The organism is Archangium primigenium (assembly GCF_016904885.1).
GTDB classification, from domain to species: Bacteria; Myxococcota; Myxococcia; order Myxococcales; family Myxococcaceae; genus Cystobacter; species Cystobacter primigenius.
Window position 1 is genome coordinate 4898697 of the sequence record NZ_JADWYI010000001.1, and the last position, 23698, is coordinate 4922394.

Annotated in this window: 22 protein-coding genes; 12 read left to right on the top strand and 10 right to left on the bottom strand. The window is 67.5% G+C overall.

The annotated features are described in order from the left end of the window. Positions 1–30: 30 nt before the first annotated feature. Complete coding sequence (locus tag I3V78_RS20270; RefSeq protein WP_204490105.1) at positions 31–1191, bottom strand: ATP-grasp domain-containing protein; 1161 nt, start codon at positions 1189–1191, stop codon at positions 31–33. 254 nt (positions 1192–1445) lie between these two features. On the opposite strand from I3V78_RS20270, the gene I3V78_RS20275 reads away from it, so the two are divergent. Genes I3V78_RS20275 through I3V78_RS20285 form a run of 3 tightly spaced genes read left to right on the top strand, consistent with a single transcriptional unit; the run spans position 1446 to position 7045 of the window. Then, entirely contained in the window at positions 1446–2570 is a 1125-nt protein-coding gene (locus I3V78_RS20275; RefSeq protein ID WP_204490106.1) for an efflux RND transporter periplasmic adaptor subunit, read from the top strand. Positions 2571–2588: 18 nt separating this feature from the next. After that, a complete protein-coding gene (locus I3V78_RS20280; protein WP_204490107.1) occupies positions 2589–5777 on the top strand; it encodes an efflux RND transporter permease subunit in 3189 nt (1062 codons plus the stop codon). Next, the gene (locus I3V78_RS20285) at positions 5774–7045 is read left to right on the top strand and encodes a TolC family protein (RefSeq protein ID WP_204490108.1); all 1272 of its coding nucleotides are present in this window, start codon (positions 5774–5776) and stop codon (positions 7043–7045) included. The genes I3V78_RS20280 and I3V78_RS20285 overlap by 4 nt, the downstream gene beginning before the upstream one ends. A 3-nt stretch (positions 7046–7048) precedes the next feature. Here I3V78_RS20285 and I3V78_RS20290 read toward each other — a convergent pair whose 3' ends face one another. Genes I3V78_RS20290 through I3V78_RS20300 form a run of 3 tightly spaced genes read right to left on the bottom strand, consistent with a single transcriptional unit; the run spans position 7049 to position 10082 of the window. Then, positions 7049–8236, bottom strand: a complete 1188-nt coding sequence (locus I3V78_RS20290) for a DUF4350 domain-containing protein (RefSeq protein ID WP_204490109.1) — start codon at positions 8234–8236, stop codon at positions 7049–7051. Continuing rightward, a complete protein-coding gene (locus I3V78_RS20295; protein WP_204490110.1) occupies positions 8233–9084 on the bottom strand; it encodes a DUF4129 domain-containing protein in 852 nt (283 codons plus the stop codon). The genes I3V78_RS20290 and I3V78_RS20295 overlap by 4 nt, the downstream gene beginning before the upstream one ends. Further along, on the bottom strand, positions 9084–10082 hold the full coding sequence (locus tag I3V78_RS20300; protein ID WP_204490111.1) for a hypothetical protein: 999 nt from the start codon (positions 10080–10082) through the stop codon (positions 9084–9086). Before I3V78_RS20300 ends, I3V78_RS20295 begins: the two co-directional genes overlap by 1 nt. 56 nt (positions 10083–10138) lie before the next feature. Between I3V78_RS20300 and I3V78_RS20305 the strand changes: the two genes are divergently transcribed. The 3 genes from I3V78_RS20305 (at position 10139) to I3V78_RS20315 (ending at position 15640) form a co-directional block, all read left to right on the top strand. Then, complete coding sequence (locus I3V78_RS20305; RefSeq protein WP_204490112.1) at positions 10139–10861, top strand: YebC/PmpR family DNA-binding transcriptional regulator; 723 nt, start codon at positions 10139–10141, stop codon at positions 10859–10861. Positions 10862–10884: 23 nt separating this feature from the next. Further along, positions 10885–13755, top strand: coding sequence for an ATP-binding protein (locus I3V78_RS20310; RefSeq protein WP_204490113.1), 2871 nt, complete (start codon positions 10885–10887; stop codon positions 13753–13755). Positions 13756–14857: 1102 nt separating this feature from the next. Further along, positions 14858–15640 carry an IS5 family transposase gene (locus I3V78_RS20315; protein WP_204490114.1) on the top strand — a complete coding sequence of 261 codons (783 nt, stop codon included), beginning with the start codon at positions 14858–14860 and terminating at the stop codon, positions 15638–15640. A gap of 10 nt (positions 15641–15650) precedes the next feature. Here I3V78_RS20315 and I3V78_RS20320 read toward each other — a convergent pair whose 3' ends face one another. Genes I3V78_RS20320 through thiS form a run of 4 tightly spaced genes read right to left on the bottom strand, consistent with a single transcriptional unit; the run spans position 15651 to position 17987 of the window. Further along, positions 15651–16370, bottom strand: a complete 720-nt coding sequence (locus tag I3V78_RS20320) for a DUF5953 family protein (RefSeq protein WP_204490115.1) — start codon at positions 16368–16370, stop codon at positions 15651–15653. A gap of 15 nt (positions 16371–16385) precedes the next feature. Then, positions 16386–16994 (bottom strand): thiamine phosphate synthase, encoded by a 609-nt coding sequence (locus I3V78_RS20325; protein WP_204490116.1) that lies wholly within the window; start codon positions 16992–16994, stop codon positions 16386–16388. After that, positions 16994–17776, bottom strand: a complete 783-nt coding sequence (locus I3V78_RS20330; RefSeq protein ID WP_204490117.1) for a thiazole synthase — start codon at positions 17774–17776, stop codon at positions 16994–16996. Before I3V78_RS20330 ends, I3V78_RS20325 begins: the two co-directional genes overlap by 1 nt. A gap of 10 nt (positions 17777–17786) precedes the next feature. After that, on the bottom strand, positions 17787–17987 hold the full coding sequence (gene thiS / locus I3V78_RS20335) for a sulfur carrier protein ThiS (protein ID WP_204490118.1): 201 nt from the start codon (positions 17985–17987) through the stop codon (positions 17787–17789). Between the two features lie 112 nt (positions 17988–18099). On the opposite strand from thiS, the gene I3V78_RS20340 reads away from it, so the two are divergent. The 6 genes from I3V78_RS20340 to I3V78_RS20365 all read left to right on the top strand — a co-directional run bounded on the left by I3V78_RS20340 (position 18100) and on the right by I3V78_RS20365 (position 21936). Next, positions 18100–18489 carry a hypothetical protein gene (locus I3V78_RS20340; protein ID WP_204490119.1) on the top strand — a complete coding sequence of 130 codons (390 nt, stop codon included), beginning with the start codon at positions 18100–18102 and terminating at the stop codon, positions 18487–18489. A 43-nt stretch (positions 18490–18532) separates the two neighbouring features. Further along, a complete protein-coding gene (locus tag I3V78_RS20345) occupies positions 18533–19054 on the top strand; it encodes a hypothetical protein (RefSeq protein WP_204490120.1) in 522 nt (173 codons plus the stop codon). Continuing rightward, on the top strand, positions 19051–19566 hold the full coding sequence (locus I3V78_RS20350; RefSeq protein WP_239576500.1) for a hypothetical protein: 516 nt from the start codon (positions 19051–19053) through the stop codon (positions 19564–19566). The genes I3V78_RS20345 and I3V78_RS20350 overlap by 4 nt, the downstream gene beginning before the upstream one ends. Positions 19567–19776: 210 nt before the next feature. Further along, positions 19777–20361, top strand: a complete 585-nt coding sequence (locus I3V78_RS20355) for a hypothetical protein (protein WP_204490121.1) — start codon at positions 19777–19779, stop codon at positions 20359–20361. Between the two features lie 124 nt (positions 20362–20485). Further along, positions 20486–21502, top strand: coding sequence for a dipeptidase (locus I3V78_RS20360; protein ID WP_204490122.1), 1017 nt, complete (start codon positions 20486–20488; stop codon positions 21500–21502). 56 nt (positions 21503–21558) lie between these two features. Continuing rightward, the gene (locus I3V78_RS20365; protein WP_204490123.1) at positions 21559–21936 is read left to right on the top strand and encodes a hypothetical protein; all 378 of its coding nucleotides are present in this window, start codon (positions 21559–21561) and stop codon (positions 21934–21936) included. 6 nt (positions 21937–21942) lie between these two features. On the opposite strand, the gene I3V78_RS20370 is transcribed toward I3V78_RS20365, so the two are convergent. Beyond that, positions 21943–22725: an alpha/beta fold hydrolase gene (locus tag I3V78_RS20370; RefSeq protein ID WP_204490124.1), complete on the bottom strand. Its 783-nt coding sequence runs from the start codon at positions 22723–22725 to the stop codon at positions 21943–21945. Between the two features lie 22 nt (positions 22726–22747). Next, a complete protein-coding gene (gene corA / locus I3V78_RS20375) occupies positions 22748–23692 on the bottom strand; it encodes a magnesium/cobalt transporter CorA (protein WP_204490125.1) in 945 nt (314 codons plus the stop codon). Between the last annotated feature and the right edge of the window lie 6 nt (positions 23693–23698).

Sequence of the window (23698 nt, forward strand, 5' to 3'; positions counted from 1 at the left end):
GAGGGCGGTGGCCGGGGCGGCGGGACGGACTCAGGAGCGGGTCTGCACGATGCGCATGGCCTCGCGCATGGTCTCCAGGTCCGGGTGGCGCGTGAGGTACATCTCATCGCCCAGGGCGCTGGTGAACACGGAGGGCAGCTCGCGGTGCTGCAGCAGGTTCTCGCCCAGGCGCGCCACCACCTCCGAGTGTCCGTAGCGGTAGGTGTGGCCGGTGCGCCGGGCGATGTGACAGACGTGGTACTTGGGCACGTACTGAAATCCGCTCAGGTCATCGCCGGTGATGAGGCGGGCCCACAGCCGGTACACGTCCGTGTCCCCCGCGTAGTTCATCATGTCCGTGACGAAGGCGCCGGGTGGCCGCAGGTTGGCCTCGAGCGCCACGAAGCTGCCATCGGCCAGGCGGAAGAACTCCAGGTGGAACCAGCGCTCGCGCAGGCCCAGCGCCTCCACCATCTGGCGGCCCATGGCGTCCAGCGCGGGCGGCAGCTGCTTGTGGCTCCAGATGCACAGGTCCTTCTTCTCCAGCACCGACTCCATGATGCCGTCGCTGTACTCGTGGCTCGTGGAGAAGACGATGCGGCCCTGGCCATCCACCAGGCCGTCGTAGGTGACGATGGTGCCGCGCACGAAGGCCTGGGCCACGTAGCCGGGCAGGGGGGTGGTGAAGGCCTCGTCCACCTCGGCGTCGCTGGACACCTTGAAGGTGCGCGCCGCGCCCACGCCCACGTCCGGCTTGAGCACGAGCGGGTAGCCGACCTGGCGGCCGAACGCCTTCACCTGTGCCGCGTCGCGCACGAGGATGGCGTCCGGGTGGGGCAGGCCCGCGCGCTTGAACACGTCGTGCATGCCGTGCTTGGAGCGCAGCCGGGCGATGTCCGCGGGCTGCAGGCCCGGCACGTTGAAGGCCTCGCGCAGGTGCGACTCCACCTCCAGCCACGTCTCGTTGAGCGAGTCGATGCGGTGGATGCGACCATGACGCCAGGTGAAGTAGCCCACCGCGCGCTGCAGCGCGTCCACGTCATTGAGATTGGGCGTGAAGAAGTACTCGGACATCGAGTCCCGCAGCTCCCGCCGCAGGGCGTCGTAGGGCGCGTCCCCGATGCCGAGCACGTTGACGCCGCGCTCACGCAGGGCGGACACGAAATGGAAGAACTGGGGCGGGAACTGGGGCGAGATGAAGACGACGTTCATGGCGGGGCCTTCGACGGCGACTCCTTCTGTGGGATGGGCGCGCGACGTTAGCTGACTTTCCAGGAGGGATCACGAACCCTTAACGCGAAGCGCCATCGCCTTTTACCAGCGAGCGGGGAAGCAACCCCTCCTTGCCTCGCGTGCGACTTTCCTGAACTTGACACCCCCTCGGGCCGAGAGTTAGTTAGTTTCCCGTTACTAACTTATCTCGGCCGAGGGGCGCTCCGACAGGGAAGCCCCCACGGGAGCACGGTATGCGGAAGTCTCATCGACAGGGCAGGACGATGGCGGTGCGCGGCGCGGTGGTGGGCGGGCTGGTGTTGACACTGGGCGCCGGGGTGGGGTGTGGCGGCAAGGTGGACGCGGCCGAGGGCAAGGGCGCCGCGGCGCGTCCGGCCGCCGCGACCGAGAGCCCGGTGCAGGTGGACACGGTGGCGGTGGTCGAGGAGAAGGTGCCGCGCTACCTGACGGTCACCGGCTCCTTGTCGGCCAACGAGGACGCGGACGTGGCCGCGGGGGTGACGGGCAAGGTGGTGTCCGTGCACGCCGAGCGCGGCTCGGTGGTGAAGAAGGGCGAGGTGCTCGCCCGCCTGGACGCGCGCGCGGCCACGGCCAACCTCGAGGACGCCCGGGCCCAGGTGGTGCAGGCCAAGAGCCAGCAGCAGCTGGCCAACGCCGACTGCGAGCGCAACGAGAAGCTCTTCGCCAGCGGCACCATCTCCACGGCGGACCATGATCGGGCCGCGGCCCAGTGCCGCAACGCCGCGGCCGTGGTGTCCAGCGCCCTGGCGCGCCAGTCGCTCCTGGAGATCAACGTGACGGACGCCACCATCCGCGCGCCCTTCGACGGCGTGGTGAGCGAGCGCACGGTGTCCGTGGGCGAGTACGTGCAGCCGCCCACCAAGGTGGTGACGCTGGTGGCGTTGGACCCGTTGCGCCTGCAGCTCACGGTGCCCGAGGCCTCCGCGGCGCTCATCCAGAAGGATCAGCCGGTGGAGTTCACCCTCACGGCCGCGCCCAAGGTGGTGCACCAGGCCAAGGTGGCGTTCGTGGGCGCGGGCCTGCGCGCGGGCAGCCGGGACCTGGTGGTGGAGGCGCTGGTGCCCAACAAGGAGCGGGCGCTCTTGCCGGGCCAGTTCGCCACGGCGCGGGTGCAGCTCACCGAGCAGCCCATGCCGGTGGTGCCGCGCAAGGCGCTGGTGGAGGAGGGCGCGCGCCGCAAGGTCTTCGTGGTGACCGACGGCCGGCTGGAGGAGCGCTTCGTTCAGGTGAGCGAGGGCAGTGGGGAGAACGTGGGGGTGGTGGCGGGCGTGCGCGTGGGTGAGCGCGTGGTGGCGGTGGCGCGGCCCGAGCTGCGCGACGGCCAGAAGCTGCAGTAGTCCGAGGAAGAACGAACCATGCAATGGCTCGCCAGTCTGTGTGTCCGCAAGCCCGTCCTCGCGTCGGTGCTCATCCTGCTCATCTGCGTGCTCGGGGGCGTCGGCTACTCGAAGCTCACCATCGATCGCTTTCCCAAACTGGACTTCCCCACCGTGGTGGTCGTCACCCGTCTGACCGGCTCGGCCGCCGAGGAGATGGAGACGGACATCACCGACAAGGTGGAGGAGGCCGTCAACACCATCTCCGGCATCGATGAGCTGTCCTCCGTCACGTCCGAGGGCGTGAGCACGGTCATCGTCACCTTCGTCCTGGAGAAGAACGTGGACGTGGCGGTGCAGGAGGTGCGCGACCGCATCAACCAGATCACCTACGATCTGCCTCGGGACATCGAGACGCCGCTCGTGCAGAAGTTCGACCCGGACGCGGTCCCGGTCATCATCCTGTCGCTCCAGGCGGACAAGCCCACGCGGGAGATCACCGAGTACGCGGACCGCGTGCTGCGCCGCAAGCTGGAGACGGTGCAGGGCGTGGGTCAGGTGTCGCTCATCGGCGGCACCAAGCGCCAGGTGAACGTGTGGTTGGACCCGGTGCGCATGCGCGCCGAGGGCGTGAGCGCCGCCGAGGTGCAGCGCGCCATCTCCGCGCAGAACATGTCCCTGCCCGGCGGCAGCATCGAGACGGGCCCCCAGAACCTCACCCTGCGCCTGCGCGGCCGCGTCAACAGCGTGGACGAGATGGGCGACCTGGTGCTGCGCGAGAACGCGGGCCACATCCTGCGCGTGCGCGACGTGGCCCGGGTGGAGGACGGCCAGGAGGAGACGACCACGGCGGCGCGCCGCGATGGCCAGCCGGCCGTCATGCTCTCCATCCGCAAGCAGTCCGGTGAGAACACCGTGGCGCTGGTGAAGGAAGTGCGCCGGCGCGTGGCGGAGCTCGCCCCCACGCTGCCCCAGGGCTTCCGCCTGGACGTGGTGCGCGACAACTCGGAGACGACCCTCACCTCCGTGCACGCGGTGCAGGAGCACCTGTTGCTCGGCGCGCTCTTCGCCTCGCTCGTGGTGCTCGTGTTCCTGGGCAGCTGGCGCAGCACGCTCATCGCCGCGCTCGCCATCCCCGTGTCCATCATCGGCACCTTCGGCCTGATGCAGGCCGCGGGCCTCAACCTCAACACCATCAGCCTGCTCGCGCTCGCGCTCGCGGTGGGCATCGTCATCGACGACGCCATCGTGGTGCTCGAGAACATCCACCGCTTCATCCACGAGAAGAAGCTCAAGCCCTTCCCCGCGGCCATCCTGGCCACCAAGGAGATCGGCCTCGCGGTGCTCGCCACCACGCTGTCGCTCATCGCGGTGTTCATGCCCGTGGCCTTCATGGGCGGCATCCCCGGGCGCTTCCTGGCCAGCTTCGGCTGGACCATGGCCTTCTCCATCGCCGTGTCGCTCGTGGTGTCCTTCACGCTCACCCCCATGCTGTGCGCGCGCTGGCTCGTGGGCGCGTCCTCCCCCGAGCACGGCGAGGGCCGCAAGCCCCGGCTCGAGCGCATCACCGACGCCGTCTACGGCCCCATCGAGCGTGCGTACGAGCGTGCCCTGCGCTGGATGATGGCGCACCGCTGGGTGGCCGTGACGGCCTCCGTGGCGGCGCTCGGCTCGTGCGTGCCGCTGGCCAAGTCCGTGCCCGCGGGCTTCCTGCCCAAGAGCGACGAGGCCCAGTACCAGGTGTCCCTGCGCATGCCCGAGGGCACCAGCCTGGACTCCACCCTGGTGGTGGCCGAGCGCGTGGCGCGGGAGATCCGCGAGCAGATTCCCGAGACCACCGCCACCATCACCACCATCGGTGACAACACGGACAAGGCGCCCAACGTGGCGGCCCTGTTCGTGAAGATCGTGGACCCGGAAAAGCGCAAGGACACCCAGGACGACATCATGGCCCGGGTGCGTGACAACATCACCTCCAAGCTGCCCAAGGAGTACCGGGTGAGCGTCACCAACGCGCCCCTGTTCGGCGGCGGTGGCACCCAGGCCGCGGTGCAGTACGTGGTGCGCGGCCCGGACTTCGACGAGCTGGGCAAGCACGCCTCGGGGTTCCTCGCCAAGCTCAAGAGCATCCCCGGCGTGGTGGACGCGGACAGCAACCTCATCATCGGCAAGCCCGAGGTGAGCGCCTACATCGACCGCTCGCGCGCCGCCGACCTGGGCGTGCAGATCTCCGACGTGGCCACCACCCTGCAGCTCGCCGTGGGCGGCATCGAGGTGTCCAACTACGCGGAGAACGGCAACCTCTATGACGTGCGCCTGCGCGCCGACCCGTCCACGCGCGCCAGCGTGGAGGACATCGCCCAGCTCACCGTGCCCTCCAAGCGTGGCCCGGTGCCCATGTCGGACGTGCTCACGCTCAAGCAGGAGGACGGCCCCTCGCAGATCAACCGCATGAACCGCCAGCGGCAGATCCTCCTGAGCGCCAACACCGCCCCCGGCGTCAGCTCCGGCCAGGTGATGGAGCAGTTCAACAAGATGATCGCCGAGACGAAGCTGCCCGATGGCTACACCATCGCCCCGGCGGGCAGCTCGCGCGAGGTGGGCCGCACCGCCGCCAACTTCGCCGTCGCCTTCGGCATGGCCTTCGTCTTCATGTACCTCATCCTCGCCGCCCAGTTCGGCTCGTGGATCCACCCCGTCACCATCCTGCTGTCCCTGCCGCTCACGGTGCCCTTCGCGCTCATCTCCGTGCTCGTCTTCCGGCAGCAGCTCGACATGTACTCGATGCTGGGCATCATGGTGCTCTTCGGCGTGGTGAAGAAGAACTCCATCCTCCAGATCGACCACACCAACCAGCTGCGCGCCGAGGGCCTGCCGCGCCTGGAGGCCATCGTCCATGGCAGCCGGGACCGCTTGAAGCCCATCCTCATGACCACGCTGTCCTTCGTGGCCGGCATGATCCCGCTGCTCTTCTCCAACGGCGTGGGCTCGAGCTTCAACCGCGCCACGGCCGGTGTGGTGGTGGGTGGCCAGACGTTGTCGCTCGCGCTCACGCTGCTGGTGACGCCCGTCGCCTACTCGCTGTTCGACGACGCGTCCGCGTGGTTCAAGCGCAAGTTCGGTTCCAAGCGCACGCCCGAGGAAACGGGTGAGGCCGAGGTGGCCCGGGCCTACGGCGGTGACGTGCTCACCGAGCTGCGGCCGGCGCATGACAAGGAGGCGGCATGATCGCCCTGCTCGCAGTCACGATGACCGTGAGCGCCGCATCGCCGGTGCTCACCCTGCCCGAGGCGCTGGAGGAAGCGCGCCGCACCAACCTGGACATCAAGGTGGCGCGCGCCCGGTTGGATCAGTCCCTCTTGCTCTCGCGCCGCGCGTGGGCGGCCTACCTGCCCACGGTGGCGGTGGGCGGCAGCTACACCCGCAACTCGACCGAGGCCGTGCTGACGCTGCCCGGCGGCGGCCCGGAAGTGGTCATCCAGCCGTACAACGCGCTCGCGGCCCAGGCCGAGGTGCGCCAGGCCATCATCTCCCCGTCGCTCTGGCCCGCCATCCGCAACGCCGGCATCGCCGAGGACGTGGCCACGAACAACGCCGAGTTCACCCGCCGGGAAGTGCTCTTCGGCGTGGCCCAGGCCTACTTCAACGCCGCGGCGCTCCAGGAGTCCATCCGCGCCACGCAGTTCCTCCTGGACGTCAACCGCGCACGCGAGAAGGACACCCAGGCGCGCTTCGACGCGGGCACCGTCACCCGCGTGGCCTTGCTTCGCGCCCAGCTCGACCGCACCCGCGCCGAGCAGGACCTGGTGCGCGCGCGCAACTCGTACGACGCCGCCCGGCTGGCGCTCGCCACGCTCCTGCAGCGCGACTCGGTGGACTTCACCCTCCAGCTGCCCCCCGTGCCCGAGGTGCCGGCCAAGGACGAGGAGCTGGCGCGCAAGGCCCAGGACTCGCGCCCGGACGTGCTCGCCGCGCGCCGCAACCTGGACCTGGCCGTGGGCCGCCGCCAGGGCGTGTGGTTCTCCTACGCGCCCTCGGTGAACTTCGCGGGCGTCTACCGCGTGAGCAACGCCGCGGGCTTCGCGGGCCAGGCGAGCGTCTGGACGCTCACCCTCAACGGCTCGTGGACGCTCTGGGACGGAGGCCTGCGCGAGGTGAGCCTGCGCGAGGAGTCCGCCCGCGTGGTCGAGGCCGCCGCCCAGCAGAAGCAGGTGGAGACGCGCGTGTCGCAGGAGGTCGCCACCGCGCGGCTCGACTACGACAACGCCCGCTCCAACCTGGCCAAGGCCGAGGAGGCCCTGTCGCTCGCCCGGGAGACGCAGCGCCTCACGGAGATCAGCTTCAAGGCCGGCGTGGGCACCTACCTGGAGGTGGCCGACTCCAACGCCGCGCTCACCACCGCGGAGGTGAGCGCCATCTCCGAGCGGCTCCAGACGTCGCTCGCGGCCCTGCGCCTGCAGCGCGCCTCGGGCCTGTTCGAGGCCCATACGAAGTAGGCCTCACTCCGTCCGGCCGGCGATGAGGGCCTCCAGGCGCGCGTGCTGTTTCACCAGCCGCGCGTAGTCGCCGGGTCGGATGCGGGGCTGGTCCAGGGTTCGGACCAGCTCCTCCCGCGTGGCCAGGTAGTCCGCCGCGGGCAGCCCCGTCGAGCGCTCCAGCAGCCGCGCCGCCTCGTCCTCGGGCAGGCTCGGGGAGATGCCCAGCCGTTCGTGCATCTGCCGCCGCGTCTGGCGCGCCAGCTCCTCCACCAGCTCCCGCTCCACCTTCGCGCGCCGGGCGAGCCAGCCCAGCGAGCGCACGTACTCGAGCGACGAGCGGTGCTTCTCCTCCAGGAGGGGCCGGGGCGGACCGAGGCGCGTGCCCCGGGAGACGGCATACACGAGGCCCACCACCACGCCCTGCGCCACGAAGACCCACAGGGCCCAGGCCGACGGCGGCTCGCGGGTGGGCTCCGTGCCCTGGTGGTACTCGTCGAAGGCGAGCGGCCCGGCCGCGGCCAGCCCATCCCAGACACGCAGGTTGTCGAGCAGCTCCAGGCGCCGGTTCTCCGCCAGGTCCGTGCCCGCGAGCACGAGCACCGCGCCCTGGCCCTCGGCCACGCGCCACGCCACCACGCCGTCCCGGGCGCCCGCGAGCGGCACCGCCCCGGGCTCGTCCACGGTGAGGCCGCGATCCAGCGCCACCCGCAGCCGCGTGAGGCCCGTGGCCGCGCCCAGGCCGCCCCAGACGCGCGCCGTGGTCCCCGTGAGATCCTTCTCCCCCTCGGGCAGGCCCTCGGCGTTGGTGGGCAGCAGGGGCCCGTCCTTCAGGGGCAGCCAGTCCTCCAGGGCCGGGGGCCGGGCCTTCTTCTCCCGCGCCGCGAGGTAGACGAGCGTGCCGCCCCGGGACACCCACGCGCGCAGGGCGCGCACCTCCGCCTTCGTCACGGGCCGGGCCTGGGGCGTGGCCAGCACCACCGTGCGCACGTCCCCGAGCGAGGGCGGAGCGTCGAGCGCCTCCCGGAGCGCGGACACGGGCGCGCCGGACTCCTGGAGGTAGAGGTACAGCGCGCGCAGGCCCAGGGGGCCGGGGTTGTCCACCGAGGGCCGCGTCGAGGGCGGAGGGCTCTGCTGGCTCGCGGACAGCCCCAGCACGAGCGCCACCGTCACCAGCACGGCGTAGACGGCGACGAGCTTCGCGTTCTTCATGCCGCGCCTCCCGCGAGCCCCTGGTGCAGCCGCTCCACCTCGCTCACGAAGCGCGCGGCCTCCGACCCGGGCACGGGGGCGAGTGAGTAGAAGGCCTGGTCGTACCAGCGCACCAGCCGCTCCACCTCGCCGGTGACGTGCGCGGGCGCGCCCCGCTCGGGCAACTCCTCCACCAATTCGCGGTTGGTGCGCACGCGGTCCGGTCGGGCATAGCGCCGGGCCTCCAGCGAGGAGAGCAGGGCGAGCAGTCCCTCGCGGATGGCCGTGCGGGGCTGGGCCGCCAGGGCCGCCCGGGCGCGGGACAGGTGCTCCCCGGGGGCATCGAGCTTCAGGCCCGCGCGCTCCGCCGGCGCGGTGGCCGCGGACGTGCGCGAGGGGGCGCGCTTCCAGTGGCGCAGGCGCAGCGCCACGAGCAGCACCACCGCGAAGCCCAGCGCCAGCACGACGAAGCGCGTGCTCGTCGCGAAGCTCTGGGCCTCGCGCGTCTGGAGCAATTCCTCCAGCCAGTCCTTCACCCAGCGCAGGAGCCGGTCCAGCGCGTCGCCCTGGCGCTGCCGGGCGTGGGCGAACTCGGGCCGGGCGAGGATCTCCTGGAGCCGGGCGGCGTCCGTGGCGCGCGGCGGGGCGGCCGTCTGGAGCGAGGCACAGACGGCCCGGAGGCGCTGGCGCGCCGTCTCCACGCTCTCCCCAAGCGGCGGGCCGCCCCAGCGGGCCTCCAGGTCCGCGAGCGCCCCGGCCAGGGCGTCCGGCCCCTGGGTGGCGGCGTCCGACAGGTGCTGGAGCTCCCGGGGCGCGTCCGGACAGGGCAGGGCGGCGCCGAGCCACACCACGAGGAGCGCGGGGCCCATCACGCGAGCGCGTCCAGGCGACGCTCGAGGTCCAGGCCCTCGCGGCGCACGCGCATGTCCAGGTAGAGCGTGGCGTACACGACGAGCCCCAGGGGGTTGAACACGGCTTGGCCGACGACTTGGAGCAGCTCGGCGGGGACGAGCAGGGCCTGGGGGGCGAGCGAGAGCATGGGGTTGGAGGGGTCGCGGTAGACGAGCTGGAGGATGAGCGCGGGCAGGCCGCACAACAGGCTCACGGCGATGAGGATGACGGAGACCACGGTGACGAGGATCATCGCGCGCACGGGCATGCGGCCGATGAAGCCCGGCTCCACGCGGCCGGACAGCAGGGCCCCCGAGCGCCGGAAGGACTTCCACGCCGAGGCGTCCTCCAGGGCGATCACGGGCCCGAGCAGGGCGAAGCGCAGGAGGTACCAGAGCAGGGCGCCCAGCATGCCGAGGCCGATGAGGATGAAGCCGATGCCGAGCACGAGCAGCCCGGCGAAGCGCAGCGAGGCGTCATCCGGCCGGGCCACGAGCACGCCGCCGAGCACGGCGAGCGCGCCGCCCGGGACGCACAGGAGCATGAGGGCGCCGATGCCCCAGCCGAGCGACAGGAGGTAGGCCCCGGAGAAGGCGCCGATGCGCTGGAAGGCGCGTCGGAGACACTCCCCGAGCCGCACCGCGTCACCGAGCTGCCGGGGCACCACGTAGCGGGCCACGACGAGGGTGTTGAAGTAGTAGAGCCAGAGGGAGCCGAGCAGCACGCCGCCGAGGGTGACGAGGAGCTGGAGGGTGGCGAGGCCGAGCTCGCCGAGGTCCCCGCTGGCCTGGGGGTTGAGGAGCAGGGGACTGTCGCGCAGTGTCAGCTGGAGGACCTTGCTGAGGATGTAGGTCAGCAGGTTGAAGCCGAGGCTGAGCGCGAGGAGGGAGCGGAAGTGCTGGCGCCAGAAGGTGGCGGAGCGGTCGACGATTTCGCCGAGTGCCAGGGGCCGCAGGTCCGAAGGGGGGAGGCTCACGGGGGGCGAGCATACTCGCTGGCCCTTGGCGGGAGGGCACGGCATTCTTCGCGGCCATGGGACGCATTTTCGAGACTCGCAAGACGACGATGTTCGCCCGCTGGAACAAGATGGCGAAGCTGTTCACGCGCATCAGCAAGGACATCGCCATCGCGGTGAAGTCCGGCGGGACGAGCGCGGACAGCAATCCGGCGCTGCGGCGGGCGCTGCAGAACGCGCGCGCGGGCAACATGCCCAAGGACAAGGTCGAGGCGGCGATCAAGCGCGCGGCCGGCCAGGACACCAAGAACTACGAGGTGGTGCTGTACGAGGGCTATGGGCCTCACGGCATCCCCATCATGGTGGAGACGGCCACGGACAACGTGGTGCGCACCGTGGCCAACGTCCGCATGCACTTCAAGGACGGGGGCGGGAACATGGGGAACACGGGCAGCGTGAGCTTCCAGTTCAAGCACATGGGCGTCTTCCGGCTGAACCCGGAAGGAATCGATCAGGAGGCGCTGGAGCTGGAGCTCATCGACCACGGCCTGGAGGAGATGGGCGAGGGGACGGGGGAGAAGGGCGAGAAGCAGCTCATCATCCGCTGCGCGTTCAGCGACTTCGGCCGGATGCAGCACGTGCTGGAGGAGCGCAAGCTGGCGGTGCTGTCCTCGGAGTCCGAGTACATCGCGACTACCCCGGTGGAACTGCCCGAGGACCAGGCCCAGGAAGTGCTCAAGGTCGTGGACGCGCTGGAGCAGGACGACGACGTGCAGAAGGTCTTCCACGCCCTGGCGTGAGGTAACAACAGGAAGACGAACTAATGTCTGTATCTTCTTTTGATCCGGCTTCCTGGTCAGTAATCGACCCCGAGCAATTTGAACGAATCGGTCGGGTTCATCGAGGTTTCCTCTACCAACACCTTTTAGGTGTCTCGATTGTACTCAACTCAATCGAACATCCAGGATCGGTTCTGTCCTTGAAGGTTGAGTCCGATGAGGATCTTGAGTGCCTTTCAGCCGATGGGTATCTATACATACAGGTCAAAACCACAGACGACCCTCTTGCTTTTTCAGATATCGCGTCGTCCGTAAGGGATTTTCACAAGCTCCGGATGCTTCATGCGGAAGGCAAGCGTTCAGGACCTTGTGTTCTAGCCCTTGTTGTTGCTGGAAGCCTAGGTGCGCAATTGGCAGCGCAATCCGCAACCACGCCTAGAGGCAGCGTACGAAGAAAACTGATTGAGTTGGCTCAACTCAATCAAGCCAATCCAGAGCAGGTAATTGAGACATGGGTTTCCATTAAATGGATTCTTCCCTCTCAAACGGTTCCAGGCCTCGCCTCGGTTCAGGCTTTCAAAAGCATCCCAGAAATACTCGAGAGCCTGACAGGTCGAGTGCGCGCTGTGCCGCGACTTCGGAATTCCCCTGAGTCAACAGTTCTTGCGGCCGCGACCTCGATCAATCTGATTGCATCCAGCAATCATGCTCTCGTGCAGGGACGTACCCTGAGTCGCGCGCAATGTGAGAATCTACTGGAACGAATATCCAGACTGCCGGAAAAACTTCCGCCTATACCTACAGATTATGTACCGCTTGAGATGGCAGGTCCTTTGATCCGTATTGGGCGGAAAGTAGGGTTTATTGGTGGCAGTGGTGCTGGGAAAAGCACCCATCTTGCGTTTGAGGCCTCCACTGCGAGTGTTAGCCATGTCATCTATCTTGTGCTTCAGGGAGAAAGCGCCGAGCTGATGGCCTTGGACTGCGCAAATCAGCTAGTGTCTGGCTTGCCATCTGAGTTCGTTCCTCCTGGGATGGCTAACATGTCGTCCGTGCAGGTCGGGATAGAGGAACGACTGTGTCAAATTGCTGCTGCGATTCCGGCAGGCAGTGCCGTAATTATTGACAACGTCCATCGAATGCACCCCGGCTCAGTGGCTGTGGGGGCTTTGATTCGAAGTCTTCTCAATCGAAACGACATTGGTTTGACTTTGGCTGGCCAGCCAATCAGGTCTGATGGTGGACCAACATCGGCTATTCTCGCAGCCCAATCCGGGAATGGCTTGGAGTTTGTTGATGCTCCCGGCTGGAATGAAATGCAGATTAGCCGTTGGGGAGCTGTGTCACAAATACCGCTAACCCCGCCTCAATCAGAAAGAGTCCGCCAAATTACGGCCGGTTCGCCACTTGCTGTTTCGAACCTTCTTCGGGTTGCGAGGGATGAGCACGGAGGGGATGTTGATCTTGCTATCGAGTCAACCCATCTAGGTGAAGTGCATGCGGATGCCGGTGCTGTGTTTGAGCGCACTTTCGATGTTATGCCGGAAATCGCAAAGAAAGCGGCTTGCATTTTGTCAGCCGTGGGGTTTCAACCCACTTTGACGGAGTTCGAGCGACTCCTTGGACAGAGAGAAGCTACCGCTGCGCTTCGTCGGCTGATTGACTACAGAGCAGCACGCATCACTCAGAACGTGCGCCCGGGAGTGCGCGGGGTGCAACTCCACGACGCTTACGCAGCTATTGCCAAGCAAAGATCGGCCGAGCTTATGTCTTCTCAACAGCATCAAGAGATGCACAGGTCTGCGCTTGATATTGTAGTGGAGAACGTGAGGCGTGGGAGCACATCGCTCGAATGGATTGTTGCCTTTTACTCAAACCTCAAAGGCGCAGGAGAAATCGACGACGCCGTCGACTACCTAACCAATGGTCCGTTGTCTGTAGAGGCTCTTAACAGGCGAGGCCTCGGTCCGTGGCTTGTTGGCTTGCTAAAGGGTTTTCTCGTGGAGGCCTCCGCCCTTGAGGCTCGGTGTTGGATTCGTGATGGGCTCCTTTTCTTAGGTTCGGGCGGGGAGGTTGTTTCCGACATCGATGAGCTGTGGGCTGATCAATTTCGGGATATAGCAGAAATCAAAAATCCAGAAGTCGACCTTCTCTATGCGTTTGCACACAAGCAGATCCTGTACTTTCAATCTCGTGGAGAAATACAGAGGGCGCGATTTGCCTGGATAGATGCTAGAGAACGAATCTCTACGGAGTCGTTGCGGCTGATACTTGATTACCAGTGGATGATTGCCTTGTATCGATGCGAGCGATTTGATGAGGCCTTGGATGGCCTCAAGGAAATGATCGGTCGATATTGTTCGCTCCTGGGTGTTGATTTTTCATTAATCTGGCAAGAATCCCCTGCAATGATTCCAGATCGGATCAGTCAGTGGTCCAACACCACTGCCGACATGATAACTCATCTAGCAGATTGTTTAGATTTATCTGGTCGTTGTTTCAATAGACTGGGTTTTCATCCGATTGAACTTTTTTTGCAGGCAGGCTGCTTGTACTCTGTGGTTGCGCATTCCGAGCCCATGGTCAAGGCGAATAACTTCGCTGCCATGCTCCAGCTTGAACTGGGTCAGGCAGAACGGGCATTGTCGCTCATGTCTTTGACGCTCAGGGTGACTGAATTGCGAGGGTTGTCGTACTACTTGGTTGAGTGCAAATCATTGCTCGCGTGTGCCGCAGCAGAGTCGGGTCAGGCGAAGTTGGCGCGCGAAATTATTGGGCAACTCAAAGACTACGACCCGTCTGCGATGGATGAATATGTGCGTAGAGCGAGATCGGCTCTCCTCTTTCCGCCTGTGAAGCCGAGACGACGGGATGAGCCAGAGGTTGATTCATTTGTGCGCGATCTACTGGGCTGAGTGTGCGGAACGCTGTCTTTCCATTGTTGCCCTGGGGAAGCAGGATTCACAAAACTATGACAGAAATTGAAGAGTCCGTTGTTAGGTGATGATGGATTTAGCGAATTCGATTCAGCGCGTCTTCGGAGCGAAAAAGGTCTCTCGGTTGATAGGTTCGCCCGCGACGGATAGCGCTCTCGCTTATTTAGGTTACCCTGAGTTGAACATGAGTGTTTTTTTCCTCGGGCTTCATGGCATGGACATGTGGCGCGGGTCCCGCTCGCTGTTGTTCCCATCCAGGTGTTGTGTCTGCTTGGATTCATTCGTGAAATGCCTTCCGTCTCATGGCGAGTCCGGGTGGCTCGGTCTCTTTCGCAAGGGTCCAGTTGTTGAGCGAATTCCACACTGTGATGCGCATGGCGGCGGGAAAGAAGCAAAGTTACTGGCTCTACTCAAGCCTTGGAATGAGTGGGTTCTGCACGCCTCACTGATTGGCTTGAACGAGCGCTTCCTTGTCGAAGCGAAGACTCTCAATCAGCAAGGAGATATGCCTCCACCTTGGCGGGCGTTCCCGGGGTACAGTCCAGAGACATCTGGATGGAGGCAGGGCAATGGCGAGTATTGGATGCTCCATGCGTGGAGCCCGTTCTGGCAAGGTCTGTCTCTGGAAGATCGAGAGCAGTATCTCCAGCGCTGGGATGCTCCTCTGGAGTGGCAGTCTTTTTTGACCTGAGTTGTGCGACAATCGTGGCAGCGGAACAAGGCCCTGAACGCCACCGTTGGGTCTTCATCCAGCCTCACGAGTCACTGAGCCACGCGTCCGCCAATCTCCGGGAAGCGCGCATAGGCCCGCTTGAGAGGGTGTTGAACTGGAACAGGGAGGATGCTGCGCGCTATGCCGGTCTCACAAAAACAAAAGCAGTGACGTTCCGCTCTGAGCGGTGAGGTGTTCGCTGCATTTCGGCCCACCCAGGCCTCGTGGTGGCCGTCGCGCTGTGGCGTCCTCCCGTCCGTTTTGTCCTCCTGTGAAGAGTTGACCGCGAAGGTAGGAGCGGCGACATGACCGCGCAAGTTGCATTCCACGCCCCAGTCACTATCTCACAGGGCCATGAGCGACCTTCCCATGCCCGAGCGGCAGCGCTACCCCACGGACCTGACAGATGAACAATGGGCTTTGATAGAGCCCTTTGTGCGAGCCAGCCACTGCGGCCCGCAGGAGGTACTGCATCCGCGACGAGAGGTGGTCAACGCCATTCTCTACATCAAGCGCACCGGAGCTCAGTGGCGGTACATGCCGCATGACCTGCCGGATTGGCAACTCGTCTACCACTACTTCGCGAAGTGGAAGAAGGACGGGACGTGGAAGAAGCTCAACGATGAGCTTCGGCGCAAGGTGCGCAAGAAAGAAGGCCATGCCGAGGAGCCCACCGCGGGGATTCTCGACAGTCAGAGCGTCAAGACGATGCAGGAGGCAGAGACCAAGGGGTACGACGCGGGCAAGAAGATAAAGGGCAGGAAGCGCCACTTGTTGGTGGACACCCTGGGGCTGCTACTCGTCGCGTGGATGACGACAGGGGACGTGCAGGACAGGGACGCGACCCCTGCGGTGTTGCCTCTGGCGGCGCAACAATATCCTACGCTCAAAAAAGTCTGGGTGGATGGCGGCTACACTGGGCCGAAAGTTCAAGCAGTGGCCCAGGAGAGCGGCATTGACGTCGAGGTGGTGAAGCGCTCGGACCAGGCGAAGGGATTCGTTCTCCTTCCCAAACGATGGATTGGAGAGAGGACCTTTGGATGGCTGAACCGGCAGCGGCGCCTTTCAAAGGACTACGAGCGCCAAGAGTCTTCCTCCGAAGCGTTCATTCAACTCGGCATGATCGACCTCATGCTCCGGCGCCTCGCCTGACTGCCCCACTTCAACACCCTCTGAGTACGTCTAGATGCGAGGGAGTGTCCAGGTCGAGTGGCGCTTCCGTCAGTGGCACGACCCATCCGCCTGATGGCGTGCGCCTTGCGTGGGAAAGTAGTTCTGCGTCGCGGGAGGGATCAGGGAACCCGATGGCTTGTGCGGCGGCTGCCGACCAGTAGTTCAACCACCCAAGGTGATACGGAATCGCAGGTGCAGGAAGATGCCATGGCAGTTTGAGCATGGGCAGCCCGCGGGGTGAGTACTCCGGCCCATGAACTGAGTGGCGTATCTGCTGCGCGACTTCGGAACCGAAGCCCTGAAGTGATGCGTGCCCCCAGATGGCGCGAGCGCTCTCCGCGATTCCTTCCAGGACATTGGCTGCCGCCGCGATACCGTTCGCGTCGAGCGGTACCTGCGCATGGACATCCAGTATTGCCTGGCCGTTGGGCCCACGCATGGCCGGGCGTTCCCCTCCTGACATCATCACTGGGTAACGTTCGTCATTGTTGCAGACGAGCTGGAAGCCTCCGTTCTTCCTGTTATTGACGAGCCACACATCCCGCTGTGGAATTGTGACGAGTTGTCGTTTGCTGGAAACGGTCCACTCTAGAAAGACACCTGGGAGCGCGCGCTCCAATGCGTGGACGATTTCGATTGAGCGACGATCATCCCGCGTGAGGACGGGAGCATAGACGAAGACGCCAAGGGCCTCTTTTTTCGGGGGCATTTCAGCATCAATCCATCACGATGATTTGGACCGACGGCACAAGGTCCTGGCCGCCGCTGTTGGATCTTCCGCTTCCAGCACTCCCGAGATGACCGCGAAGCCCTGGGCGCCGTTAACCCGGGCCGCGCTATCGGGAGTGATGCCTCCGAGCGCCAGGGCGGGGCAGGGCAGCAGTGCCGCCAGCCGCTGGAATCCCTCGGGGCCGAGCGTGGGCCGGGTGTCTCCGGGCTTCGAGCCCGGGGAGAACACCGGGCTCACCAGTGCCAGGTCCGCGCCCCGGGCCGCGCGGGCCTCCGCCTCGTCGTGCACAGCCACGCTCACGAGCCGTCCCTCGGGCAGGTGCGGCCGTACGTCCCCAGGCGTCGGGCCCCCCGCGGGCAGGTGCAGGTGCGCCCCCACGAGCAGCGCCACATCCAGCCGCCCGTTGATGAACAGGGGATTGCCCCGCGCCCGGCACAGCCCGGCGAGCACCCGGGCCTCCTCCAGGAACTGGCGCACCGGCGCCTCGGGGTGCCGGTGCTGCACCGCGACCTCGGATCCCACCTCCAGCGCCCGCTCCAGCGCGGTCAACAGCCGCTCCCGGGGCAGGCGCCAGTCGGTGATGACCACCAGTCGCGGCTCCACTACTCGACCAGCCCCTCGATGGGGCTCGACGCCGAGGCGTACGCCTTGCGCGGAATCCGGCCCGCCAGGAACGACTCGCGGCCCGCCTCCACCGCGAACTTCATCGCCCGCGCCATGCGCACCGGATCCTTCGCCCCCGCGATGGCCGTGTTCATCAGCACCGCGTCCACGCCCAATTCCATGGCGATGGCCGCGTCCGACGCCGAGCCCACGCCCGCGTCCACGATGACCGGCACCTTCACCACCTCGCGGATGAGGCGGATGTTGTGCGGGTTGCGGATGCCCAGGCCCGAGCCAATCGGTGCGCCCAGCGGCATCACCGCCGCGCACCCCGCGTCCTCCAGCTTGCGCGCGGTGATGGGGTCATCCGACGTGTAGGGCAGCACCGTGAAGCCCTCCTTCACCAGCACGCGCGCCGCCTTCACGGTCTCCTCCACGTCCGGGTAGAGCGTCTTCTCGTCGCCGAGCACCTCGAGCTTCACCCACTTGCTCATGCCCAGCTCCTCGGCGAGCCGGCACGTGCGGATGGCGTCCTCGGCCGTGTAGCAGAGCGCCGTGTTCGGGAGCAGCCGCATGCGCGCGCGGTCGATCCAGTTCATCAGCGACGCCTCGCCCTTGGCGGCGAGGTCCAAGCGGCGCACCGCCACCGTCACCATCTCCGAGCCCGAGGCCTCGTGGCACTGCTTCATCACCTCGTGGCTCGGGTACTTGCCCGTGCCGACGATCAGACGCGACTGGAAGGTGACCCCCGCGATGACGAGGGGCTTGTCCTGCATGCTCATGGCCTTGTCCTTATCCGCCACCGACGAAGGTGACGATCTCCACGCGGTCCTCGGGCACCAGCGTGTGCTCGGCGTGGCGCGCGCGGCGCACCACCTCGGCGTTCACTTCCACCGCCACCCCCGGCCCACCCACCTCCAACGAGGCGAGCAGCGCCGCCAGGGTCATCCCCTCGGGGACCTCGCGGGCTTGTCCGTTGACCCAGATCGTCACGGCTCGGTTGCTCCTGGTTGCTTGGGCGTCCCGACCTACAGGCGCGCCCCTCGGCTGTCAACGCGCGGCCGGGCTCCTTCCTTTCGTTCTTCTCTGGCTATACTCGCCCTCCATGTCCGCCTTTCGAAGCAGGCTCCTGGCCGCCTCCCTGGTGCTCGCGCTCGGGCCCGCCGCCGCCCGCGCCGACGAGCCCTCCGTCACCTCGGACACGCCCGCGCGTGCCCCCTCCGGCCTCTATGGTCACCGCTACGCCTTCGCCGCGGGGGGACTCTTGTTCCTCGGGGGCGCGGGCTTCGGGCTGCTCGCCCGGGAGGAGTCGGCGCGGGCCCGGGGGCTCTCCTCGGCGAGCGCCTCCGCCACGGCGTATGATCGCGCCCGCGCGAGCGCCGCCACCGCCAACGTGATGTACGGGCTGGCGGGGGCCGCCATCGTCTATGGCCTCGTGCTGGAGCTGCTGCCCGAGCCCGCGGCCGAGAAGGCCAGCCTCACCTTCCACTTCTGAGCCTCCCCTCCTGAGCCTCTTCCTCTCCGAGATCTCTTCCCCCATGCGCGTCCTGAAACCCTGGCTGCTCGTCTCCGCCGTCGTGGGCGGGGTCGGGTGCCTCGTGGCGGAGTCTGGCGGTACGGCCAGCCCCTGCACGGCCGACTCCGACTGTCCGTCCACCCACCGCTGTGTCGCGATGTCCGCGGAGGCGTCGGTGTGCGAGCTCGTCTATCCGCCGCCCGTGTCCTCGGCGGGAGACGCGGGCACGCCCGACGCGGGCCCCGTGCCCACCTGGTGCACGGACGTCCAGCCCCTGATGAACCGCAATTGCGTGTCCTCGTGCCACGGCGAGGTGACGTCGGGCAGCGGCAAGACGGGCTTCCGGCTGGACCGCTACGAGACTGCGGGCGCGGTGGCTGGCGCCAAGGACATGGCCGAGCGCATCAAGGTCCGGGGGGTGGAGCAGCGCAGCATGCCGCCCTCGGGGCCGTACTTCACCGCCACGGAGCAGACCGTGCTGCTGCGGTGGATCGCCGCCGGGACGCCCGAGTGCGCCGCGCCCACGGATGGAGGCACCCCATGAGGATGTCTCTCCTGATGCGGGGCGGGCTCCTGGGGGCGCTGCTGACCGGGGGCTGCACGCTCGAGGCGCCCGACTTCACGGGCAAGAGCTGCGAGCTGGCGGCCGACTGCCCCACCACCCATGCCTGCGTGGCGGCGCGGCCGGGCGCGGGGCGCACCTGCGAGCTGCTCGTGCCGCCCGGGGTGACGCCCGAGGAGACGGGGCCCGTGCCCACGTGGTGCGGGGAGATCCAGCCCATCCTCGCCGCGAGCTGCGTGTCCTCGTGCCATGGCGCGGACACCTCGGGCAGCGGCAACCGGACCTTCCGGCTGGACCGCTACGAGACGGTGGCCGGCGTGGCCGGTGCCAAGGACAAGGCCGAGCGCATCCAGGCGCGGGCCTACGAGCAGCGCAGCATGCCACCCTCCTATTACGAGGTGCAGCTCACCGAGGAGCAGCGGACGCTCCTGGACCGGTGGGTCCGGGGCGGCGCGCCCCTCTGTGACACCCCGGCGCCCGACGCCGGCCTCTAGGTTCGCGTCCCCCGCCTCCCGGAGGGCTCCGCGGAGCCTGGAGGGCAGGCGGGGAGACGAGCCAATCCGGGGCGAGGCCCGCCCTGCGCACGCCCTCGCGCGAGCGCAAGCCTGTGCATCCGGACACCCGACACCCATTCTCCTGCCACACGCGGGGACGGGCCCCGCGCTCAAGACTGGATGTCGAACTCAACCGAGAGGAGCAACACAATGCGTAAGCTCATGGTGGCGGCGATGGCGGTCGCGGGTCTGGGGATGGCGGCGGGCTGCAAGAGCAACGTGGAGAGCCAGCGGGAGAGTGTCGCCGAGGCACGCCAGGACGTGCTGAAGGAACAGCAGAAGATGCAGGAGGACGTGGCCTCCGCGCGCCAGGACAGCGCCGAGGAGATCGCCGAGGCCCGCGTGGAGGGCCAGGAGAACATCGCCGAGGCCCAGAAGGATCTCGCCGAGGAGCAGTCTGACCTGGCCCGCGCCCAGAACGAGAACCTGAACGAGGGCTCGGCGGTGGGCGGCAGCGGCATGGTGGATGCCAAGACCGAGGAGATCAAGGGCACCATCCAGTCCGCGTCCAACAGCGCGCTGACCCTGATCATCCCGAGCCAGGACAACCGCGTGATGAGCTTCAAGGCGAACTCCCAGCTCAAGGTCATGCACGACAAGCAGGCCATGTCCCTGTCGAGCCTGAAGGTCGGTGACGAGGTGCGCGCCTCGTACTCCCTGGGCCAGAACGGCGAGCGCATGCTCCGCAGCGTCGAGGTGACCGAGACGAGCGCCCAGCACCCCGACATGAAGTAATGCCCTGACGGGATTCAGGGACCCGGCGACGGGTCCGTGATGGACGTCACGGCCTCCGCCCTCCTGGGGTGGGGGCCGTGGTGTTTTGGTTGAGCCCGGCGCACGGACGGCCCACACTGCGTCCATGGCCGCGACTCCTCGGGACGTGCTCGACCTCCACCGGCGCTGGTGCATCGCGGACTCGCACGCGGACTCCCTGATGTGGAACCGGGACCTGTGCGCGCGCTCCGACGAGGGCCACGTGGACTTTCCCCGGCTCTTCGACGTGGGGGTGAAGCTGCAGTGCTTCACGCTCGTGACGCGGGGCTTTCCCTTCATCGGGGGCTTCGAGACCTTCGCCGCGGTGCGCGGCTGGCCGCGCGAGGCGCGCGCCAACGAGTGGACCCGGGCCCTGTGGCAGATCGAGCAGTTGGAGACCTTCTGCGCGCGCTCGGAGGGCCGGGCGCGTGTCACCACCACGGGGGCGGCGCTGGAGGAGAACCTCGCCCAGGGCCGGCTGTCCGCGGTGCTCGGGGTGGAGGGCGCGCACGCGCTGGAGGGCCGGGCCGAGCGCGTGGCGGAGCTGCACGCGCGGGGCGTACGCTTCATCGGGCTCACGCACCTGTCCAACAACGACGCGGGCGGCTCGTCCTTCCCGATGATGGGCAACCGGCCGCTGTCGGAGCTGGGGCACGCGGTGCTCGGGGAGATGGTGCGCGTGGGCATGAGCGTGGACCTGGCGCACGCCTCCGAGCGCACGCTGGAGGACATCCTCGCGCACCCCACGGCGCGCTACTTCTCCTCGCACACGGGCGTGCGCGGGGCGGGGGGCGGCTGGCGCAACCTGTCGGACGACGTGCTGCGCCGCATCGCCGAGCGGGGCGGGGTGGTGGGCATCATCCTCGCGCCCGTGTACCTGGGCGGCGACAGCATCGACGACGTGGTGCGCCACATCGAGCACGCCCTGGACGTCATGGGCGAGGAGGGCGTGGGCATCGGCTCGGACTACGACGGCATGGTGGCCCTGCCCAAGGGCTTCCAGGACGTGACGGACCTGCCCAAGCTCACCGAGGCGCTCTTGCGCCGCCACCCGGAGGCGCGCGTGGAGCGCGTGCTCGGGGGCAACTTCCGCCGCTTCTTCCGCGAGACGTTGGGCGCATGAGCGGGAGCGTGACGCGGAGTTGACCGGGCTCGCGGCGCCTGGAATCGTCCCGCGCCGTGAAGATCTCCTTTCGTGTCCTCCTTCCGTTGCTCGGCTCGCTCCTCGTGTCCGCCTGTGGTTCGAGCGCGGGTGAGCCCTGCAAGGGCTCCACCTATACTTGCGCCTCCGAGACGGAGGCCCTCGAGTGCCGGGACTCGGTCTGGCGCGCGGTGCCCTGCCGGGGCCCCTCGGGGTGCGAGGGGCTGGCGGGTACGGTGCGCTGTGACATCCGGCGCAACGTGGCGGGGGATGGCTGCGCGGTGAGCGCCGAGGGCCGGGGCATCTGCACGGCGGATGGCAAGGCGGTGCTCGAGTGCCGCATGGGCACGCTCGTGCAGGTGAAGACGTGCGGCGCGTGCTCCGTGGCGGGGGACGTCGTCACCTGCGCGCCGTGAGGCGACTCACAGGCGGGAGAGGAAGCGCTCCAGCACGGCGTTGAAGGCCTCGGGTTGCTCCTGGTTGGGCAGGTGCGCGGCGCCGGGGATGATTTCCAGGTGGGCACCGGTGACGAGCTCCGCCATCTGCCGGGCCTTCTCCACGGGGGTGATGCCGTCCTGCTCGCCCACCACCACCAGGGCGGGGCCGGCGTAGCGCGCGAGGATGTCCTTGCTGTCCGGGCGCAGGGCCATGCCGCGCTGGGCGGCCGCGAGGCCCTCGGGGGTGGCGGCCCGCATCAGCGCCGCCACCTCACGCCCCACCTCCGAGTCCGGGCCCGCCGCCACCAGCCGGGGCAGCATGGCGCGCACGACGGCCTCGGGCCCCTCGCGCAGGGCCTGCTCGGCGGAGGCCTCGCGCCGGGCCCGGCCCGCCTCGTCGTCCGCGCCGGCCTGGGTGTCCACGAGCACGAGGCCCCGCACGCGGCTGGGGTCCTCGCGCAGCAGCGCCATGCTGGCGTAGCCGCCCATGGACACGCCGCCCACCACCACCGAGTCCAGCCCGAGCGCGTCGAGCAGCGCGAGCGCGTCCTGGGCGATGTGCGCCATCTCCGTGGGTCCGCTCGGGGGCGCGCCCTGGCCGAGGCCCCGCACGTCCGGCAGGAGGAAGCGGTAGCGGCTGGCCAGGGCCTTCACCTGGGCGTCGAAGGCGCCGGAGTGCAGGGGAAAGGCGTGGAAGAGCAGCACGGGGGGGCCGTGGCCCTCGTCGCGGTAGTGCAGGGCGGTGCCGTGGACGTCGAGGGTGGGCATGGGGTCTCCGGGAGGGGGGGCGTCAGATCCACTGCTTGCGCTTGAACCAGAACAGCAGGGACACGGGCAGGGCGACCACCGAGCCCATCATCATCCAGAAGAAGGCGGGGCGGGACAGGAAGTCGAAGTTCTGTCCGAAGAAGCCCGTGATGAAGGACAGGGGCAGGAAGATGGTGGAGAAGATGGTGAGCTGCTTGGTGATGTCGTTGGTGCGGTTGGCCATCATGGACAGGTAGCCGTCCATCACGTTGCCCAACAGGTCGCGGTTGGCGTCGATCTGCTCGTACAGCCGCACCAGGTGGTCGTACACGTCGCGGAAGTAGAGCGCGGTGCGCTCGCTCACGTTGGGGATGCCCCGCCGGGACAGGAGCCCCATCACGTCGCGCTGGGGCGAGAGCACCCGGCGCACCGTCACCAGGGCGCGCTTGAGCGCGAAGATGCGCTGCAGGTGCTCGCGCTGGGCGTTCTCGAAGATGGAGGATTCCAGGTCCTCCAGCTCGTCCCCGAAGCGGTCGAGGATGGGGAAGTTGCCGTCCACCAGCGTGTCGGCCAGCAGGTACAGGAGCACGTCCACGCCCCGGCCCAGGGTGGCGTCGGGCTCGGCGCGCACGCGCTGGTGCAGGGCCTCCATGCCGGGGTAGGGCAGCTCGTGCACGCTGATGAGCCAGTCCGGGCCCAGGAAGAAGTGGTGCTCGTGCAGCGTCAGCTCGCAAATGTCCTCCCCGCCGGCCGAGAAGCCCTGGAGGACGATGAACTGGTGGTTCGGGTACTCCTCCAGCTTGGGCCGCTGGTCCAGGTGCAGACAGTCCTCGATGGCCAGGCGGTGCAGCCCGTAGCGCTCGCCCAGCCGCTTCATGACCTCCTCGGTCGGGTGGAGGATGTCGATCCACTTGCGGCCGGGCTGGTCGAGCAGTTCTTCGCCGCCGGTGTGGACGAGGCCATCGTTCAAGAGCAGAACCTGGAGCATGCGCGC

Coding starts and splice junctions, on each gene's coding strand:
- I3V78_RS20270 (WP_204490105.1), bottom strand. CDS start 1,191: ATGAACGTCGTCTTCATCTCGCCCCAGTTCCCGCCCCAGTTCTTCCAT.
- I3V78_RS20275 (WP_204490106.1), top strand. CDS start 1,446: ATGCGGAAGTCTCATCGACAGGGCAGGACGATGGCGGTGCGCGGCGCG.
- I3V78_RS20280 (WP_204490107.1), top strand. CDS start 2,589: ATGCAATGGCTCGCCAGTCTGTGTGTCCGCAAGCCCGTCCTCGCGTCG.
- I3V78_RS20285 (WP_204490108.1), top strand. CDS start 5,774: ATGATCGCCCTGCTCGCAGTCACGATGACCGTGAGCGCCGCATCGCCG.
- I3V78_RS20290 (WP_204490109.1), bottom strand. CDS start 8,236: ATGAAGAACGCGAAGCTCGTCGCCGTCTACGCCGTGCTGGTGACGGTG.
- I3V78_RS20295 (WP_204490110.1), bottom strand. CDS start 9,084: ATGGGCCCCGCGCTCCTCGTGGTGTGGCTCGGCGCCGCCCTGCCCTGT.
- I3V78_RS20305 (WP_204490112.1), top strand. CDS start 10,139: ATGGGACGCATTTTCGAGACTCGCAAGACGACGATGTTCGCCCGCTGG.
- I3V78_RS20310 (WP_204490113.1), top strand. CDS start 10,885: ATGTCTGTATCTTCTTTTGATCCGGCTTCCTGGTCAGTAATCGACCCC.
- I3V78_RS20315 (WP_204490114.1), top strand. CDS start 14,858: ATGCCCGAGCGGCAGCGCTACCCCACGGACCTGACAGATGAACAATGG.
- I3V78_RS20320 (WP_204490115.1), bottom strand. CDS start 16,370: ATGCCCCCGAAAAAAGAGGCCCTTGGCGTCTTCGTCTATGCTCCCGTC.
- I3V78_RS20330 (WP_204490117.1), bottom strand. CDS start 17,776: ATGAGCATGCAGGACAAGCCCCTCGTCATCGCGGGGGTCACCTTCCAG.
- I3V78_RS20340 (WP_204490119.1), top strand. CDS start 18,100: ATGTCCGCCTTTCGAAGCAGGCTCCTGGCCGCCTCCCTGGTGCTCGCG.
- I3V78_RS20345 (WP_204490120.1), top strand. CDS start 18,533: ATGCGCGTCCTGAAACCCTGGCTGCTCGTCTCCGCCGTCGTGGGCGGG.
- I3V78_RS20350 (WP_239576500.1), top strand. CDS start 19,051: ATGAGGATGTCTCTCCTGATGCGGGGCGGGCTCCTGGGGGCGCTGCTG.
- I3V78_RS20355 (WP_204490121.1), top strand. CDS start 19,777: ATGCGTAAGCTCATGGTGGCGGCGATGGCGGTCGCGGGTCTGGGGATG.
- I3V78_RS20360 (WP_204490122.1), top strand. CDS start 20,486: ATGGCCGCGACTCCTCGGGACGTGCTCGACCTCCACCGGCGCTGGTGC.
- I3V78_RS20370 (WP_204490124.1), bottom strand. CDS start 22,725: ATGCCCACCCTCGACGTCCACGGCACCGCCCTGCACTACCGCGACGAG.
- corA (WP_204490125.1), bottom strand. CDS start 23,692: ATGCTCCAGGTTCTGCTCTTGAACGATGGCCTCGTCCACACCGGCGGC.